The sequence below is a fragment of the Plesiocystis pacifica SIR-1 genome (assembly GCF_000170895.1).
Classification (GTDB): Bacteria; Myxococcota_A; Polyangia; order Nannocystales; family Nannocystaceae; genus Plesiocystis; species Plesiocystis pacifica.
This window is the reverse complement of sequence record NZ_ABCS01000214.1, coordinates 1-4,247: the sequence shown is the minus strand read 5'-3', so window position 1 is coordinate 4,247 and position 4,247 is coordinate 1. Positions and strand designations below refer to the sequence as shown.

The 4,247-nt window shown below is 72.4% G+C and carries 6 protein-coding genes; 2 read left to right on the top strand and 4 right to left on the bottom strand.

What is annotated here, in order from left to right; all coding sequences use genetic code 11:
- Positions 1-57 precede the first annotated feature (57 nt).
- The 3 genes from PPSIR1_RS41210 to PPSIR1_RS41200 are packed head-to-tail and all read right to left on the bottom strand — an operon-like array spanning position 58 to position 3,096.
- Positions 58-1,140 (bottom strand): HupE/UreJ family protein, encoded by a 1,083-nt coding sequence (locus PPSIR1_RS41210; protein ID WP_006977287.1) that lies wholly within the window; start codon positions 1,138-1,140, stop codon positions 58-60.
- Positions 1,141-1,995 (bottom strand): peptidylprolyl isomerase, encoded by an 855-nt coding sequence (locus tag PPSIR1_RS41205; RefSeq protein ID WP_006977286.1) that lies wholly within the window; start codon positions 1,993-1,995, stop codon positions 1,141-1,143.
- Between the two features lie 45 nt (positions 1,996-2,040).
- On the bottom strand, positions 2,041-3,096 hold the full coding sequence (locus PPSIR1_RS41200) for a M28 family metallopeptidase (RefSeq protein ID WP_006977285.1): 1,056 nt from the start codon (positions 3,094-3,096) through the stop codon (positions 2,041-2,043).
- Between the two features lie 127 nt (positions 3,097-3,223).
- Between PPSIR1_RS41200 and PPSIR1_RS41195 the strand changes: the two genes are divergently transcribed.
- Complete coding sequence (locus tag PPSIR1_RS41195) at positions 3,224-3,805, top strand: TetR/AcrR family transcriptional regulator C-terminal domain-containing protein (RefSeq protein ID WP_006977284.1); 582 nt, start codon at positions 3,224-3,226, stop codon at positions 3,803-3,805.
- A gap of 23 nt (positions 3,806-3,828) precedes the next feature.
- Positions 3,829-3,969: a hypothetical protein gene (locus tag PPSIR1_RS48995; protein ID WP_006977283.1), complete on the top strand. Its 141-nt coding sequence runs from the start codon at positions 3,829-3,831 to the stop codon at positions 3,967-3,969.
- Between the two features lie 2 nt (positions 3,970-3,971).
- Here PPSIR1_RS48995 and PPSIR1_RS41190 read toward each other — a convergent pair.
- Positions 3,972-4,247 (bottom strand): hypothetical protein (locus tag PPSIR1_RS41190; protein WP_006977282.1); only part of this gene is annotated, 276 nt, incomplete at its 5' end.

Sequence of the window (4,247 nt, the reverse complement as noted above, 5' to 3'; positions counted from 1 at the left end):
GCCCTTTTGTGCCCGCCGGGTTGGCGAGCTCTGTAGGCCTCTTTGAGTGGACGACGGTCAGGTTAGAAAGCCTAGGACGCGTTCGAGGGTCCAGGCGAAGGCGAGGGTGCCCATGGCCCAGGCGGGGGCTCGGGCGGCGCGGGACTTGGTGGCCTCGGTCCAGCCTTGGGCGGTGGCGAGGTGTTTCAGGCCGGCGAAGAGCGCGAGCAAGAGGGCGACGACGGCGAGTTGGCCGAGCTCGACGCCGAGGTTGAAGGCGAGCAGGGCCCAGGCTTGGGCGCCCTCGGGGACGCCGACGGAGGCCAGGGCGCCCGCGAAGCCGAAGCCGTGGAGCAGGCCGAAGACGAGGGCGACGAGCCAGGGTTGGCGCCAGCTCAGGCCTTCTCGGGCGGCGGCGCGGGTGTTGGGATCGTCGGCGTGGCCGAGGACGAGCTCGCGGGCGAGGAGGACGATGGACAGGGCGATGACGGCTTCGACGGGGGGCCCGGGGAGGCGGACCAGGGCCAGGGTCGAGGCCGCGAGGGTGACGCTGTGGGCGAGGGTGAAGGCGGTGACCGTCCACAGCAGGGCCTTGCGATCGGTGACCAGGAGCACGAGGCCGAGGACGAAGAGCAGGTGGTCGAAGCCGCCGAGGATGTGCTCGACGCCGATGCGCAGGTAGGGCGCGAACACGGCGGCGTTCGAGGGCTGCTCGGTCTGGCTCCCGCCCACGTCGAGGCTGGGCTCGGCGGGGCCGAGGACGGCCGTGACGCGGGTGCCGTCGGCGTAGCGCAGGTCGACGATGACGTCGACGGGGTGGCGCTCGAGGCCGTCGACGCCGAGCGGGCCGACCCAGCCCTCGGGGCCGCACTCGACTCGAAAGCGGCCGGCGTCTGCGGGGCCTTCCTGGCGCAGGGCGCAGGACTCGGGGACGCGGGGCTGGAGCGCGCCGGGCTCGACCACGCCCTCGATGGAGCGCGGCGGAGAGACGAGGCGCAGCTCGAAGCTGCCCGCCTGGGCGCCCTCGCCGAGCTCGACGACGCGCAGCTGGGCGGGGCGAAACTCGTGGGCAAAGGCGACGCTCGGGACGATCAGCGCGAACACCCAGGCGAGCGCGGCCAGGGCCAGGGCCAGGGCACGTTGTTGCCGACGAGGCGCCACTCAGTCGCCCTCCACGACGATCTCGTAGCGCGCGCGCAGGCGATCGAGGGCCTCGACGCGGGCGCGCTCGCGGGCCTCGGCCATCACCCCCTCGCGGGCTTGAGAGCGGACCTCGTCGACGCCGGCGAGGCGGCCGGGGAAGCGCTCGTCGACGTGGACGAGGTGCCAGCCGTAGAGCGAGCGCAGCCGATGCCAGCGGCCGTCGTCTTCGAGGGCGAGCACGGCGTCGCCGAACTTCTGACCGAACTGGCGGTTGAGGTCGACGGCGCTCTTGGCCTCGAGCTCCTGGCCGAGCACGAAGGCCTCGCCCAGGGTGCTCGGATCGGCGCCCTCGGCCAGGGCCTGCTCGAGGCGCGTCAGCTCGGCCTCGGGGGCCTCGCGCTGGCGGGCCGGCGCGGCCAGAAACACGTGGGTCAAGGCGACCCGCGGGGCCTGCTCGAAGCGGTCCGCGTGGGCGGCGATCCACTCGGCGAGGCGCTCGTCGCTGGGCTCGGCGACGGCCTCCTCCTCCTCGAGCACGAACTGCATCTTTTGGAGCAGGCGGCGGCGCACGATCGGATCGCCGCGGTCGAGCTCGAGGGCCCGGGCCTCGCGGTAGAGCAGCTCCGCGTCGGCCCACTCGCGGATCGCCGCGTCGAGCTCTTCGGGCGAAGGCTCCCGACCCAGGCGTCGCTGCTGCTGCTCGGCGATGCGGCCCTGGGTCGCGGCGGTCACGACGACGCGCCGGTCGAGGGCGCCGCCCTCCCCTTCGCCCTCACCCGCGAGGGCGAACAGGCCGAACAGCAGCGCCCCCGCCAGCGCGAAGGGGATCAGCGGCTCTCGCCTCCAGCGTCCCCCCTGCGATGCATCGGTCACCGGCGGATGATCGCCAATGGCTCCCGCCAGATCAACGCGCCCCGCTCACAGCCCGAAGGTCCGCATCGCCACGTTGACGAAGGCGTCGACGTGCTCGCGGCGGTTGATGACGCGCTCGCCGAGCAGCGGCCCGAGCAAGCCGCCGAAGTTGCGGCGCAGGGCCGCGAGCTCCACGGGCAAAGACGCCCCCAGCTGCGCCCCGCCGGCGAGGCTCAGCCCCGCCGTGCGCCGCGTCCACGCCTCAGTCAGCCCGGCGATGGCCAGCATCTTGGTGTAGTTGAGCTTCTCCGGGGTGTCCGTGGCCTGGTGGTAGTGCGGCCAGCGTCCGCACGACAGAAACAAGAAGGGGTGGCCGTTGACGCGGAACACGTGGTGGTCGGACAGGTCGCCGACGTAGCGGTTGAGCACGGGCTGGACGTGCAGCCCCGGCGTCGCCCCTTCCACGCTGACGTCCACGACCAGCCCCGGGTGGCTCTCCATCCCCATGACGAACAGCAGATCGGCGAGCCTGGGAAAGCCCGGCAAGGTGACGTCGTGGCCGACCAGATCGAGGACGATGGCCGCGTGCACCGGGCGCGCGCGCTGGTGGTGGTACCAGTGGATCGAGCCCATCTCGGAGCCCAAAAAGCGCGGCGGCTCCTCGCCGTCGAAGATCGCCAGGACGACGTCGCGCTCGGCCGGCTCCCGGCGCAGGGCCGCGGCGACCTCCAGCACGATCGCGATCGCGGCCGCGTTGTCGTCGGCCCCGGGGAGCGGGCCGCAGGTGTCGTAGTGCGCGGCGAGGACCACGGGCGCGAGCTCCCGGCTGCGACCTGGCGCGACCGCCATGACGTTGCACGGCCCGCGCCAGCGCCCCGACTGCGGGCCGTAGGGCAGCGAGAAGCCCCCATCGAAGGCGCGCTCTCGGGACTGGGTGGGCTCGAGGCCGAGGCCGACCAGGCGCTCGACGAGGTAGGCCCGCGCCTCTCGATGGCCGCGCGTTCCGACCATGCGACCGGCCGAGGTCGCGAGCGCGAGCACGTCGGGGACGAGGGGGTGGCCGGCCGCCGCGAGGGCGGCTGGCGTCTTTGGCGCACGACTGCGGGAGATCTTGGTCTTCATGCTTGCTTCTTCTCTGTTTGTTCGAATTCGCTGCCTCATGGCGGACTAGCCGATTCTCGACATATACTTACACCGTAAGCTTATGTCGTAAGCTTACGGCGTATGGATGTCGTGTCAAGCTCCCCCCATGTCCGCCTCCGACCGGGGCCGTCCCCGCCGCAAGCGCCCGGGCCTGACCCGCGAGCGCATCGCCGAGGCTGCCCTCGAGCTCATCGACAGCGAGGGCCTCGACGCCTTGAGCATGCGCGCCGTCGGCCAGGCCTGCGGCGTCCGAGCGATGTCCCTGTACCGCCACGTCACCAACAAGGACGACCTGCTCGACGCGGTCCAGGCGGCGATGGTCGCCGAGATGAATTTCGCCGCGCTCTCGGGCCCGTGGCTCGCCCAGCTCGAGGGGGCCGCCCGCGAGTTTCGGCGCGTCCTCGCCCGCCACCCCGAGGCCATCCCGCTGTTCACCCGCCCGGCCGCGACCCAGCGCGCCTTCGCGGCCGTCGAGCAGGTCTGGCAGGTCCTCGTCGACGCCGGCTTCAGTCAGCTCGACGCCCTGCGAGCCTTCCAGTCCCTGCTCGCCTTCGTCGTTGGCCAGGCCCTGTGGCAGTTCACCCCCGAGGGCGCCCGACCCGTCGACGACGAGTTCGAGTTTGGCCTCGGCTGCATGCTGACCGGCCTCGAGCTGCGCCTCGCCCAAGCTGACGCTCCCCCCACCTGAGCCCGCTCCGATACACTCGGGCAATGGCAAAGGTGGCGTGGACGGTCGAGGGGACGATCAAGATCCGCGAGCGCGAGACGAGCGAGCGCGGAGCCTGGGTCCGCACCCGGACGCGCGATCGTTTCGTCCAGCTGCTCGACCCCAGCTCGACCGTCGAGCCCTGAATTCAGTCGAGCGTGCCCGCGCCCAGCTCGACGCTGTCCCAGACCTCGGCGTGGCCTTCGGCGCCCACGGGCGTGTCGAGGACCCGCTCGTAGACCACCCGCCAGCGCAGGGCCTGGCCGCGCAGCTCCGGCGGCAGCTCGACGCTCAGCTCCCGAGCGCGGTCGCCCCGGCCTTCGATGCCCACGCGGTCGTCGTCGAGCTCGACCTTCAAGATCGAGCCGTTGGCGAGGCGCTGGATCCCAAATGGCGCGCGAGGTAGCGGGTCTCCGACCACGCC

Excerpts from the sequence above, each read along its gene's own strand:
- PPSIR1_RS41200 (WP_006977285.1), bottom strand. The coding sequence starts at position 3,096 with ATGAAGACCAAGATCTCCCGCAGTCGTGCGCCAAAGACGCCAGCCGCC.
- PPSIR1_RS41195 (WP_006977284.1), top strand. The coding sequence starts at position 3,224 with ATGTCCGCCTCCGACCGGGGCCGTCCCCGCCGCAAGCGCCCGGGCCTG.
- PPSIR1_RS48995 (WP_006977283.1), top strand. The coding sequence starts at position 3,829 with ATGGCAAAGGTGGCGTGGACGGTCGAGGGGACGATCAAGATCCGCGAG.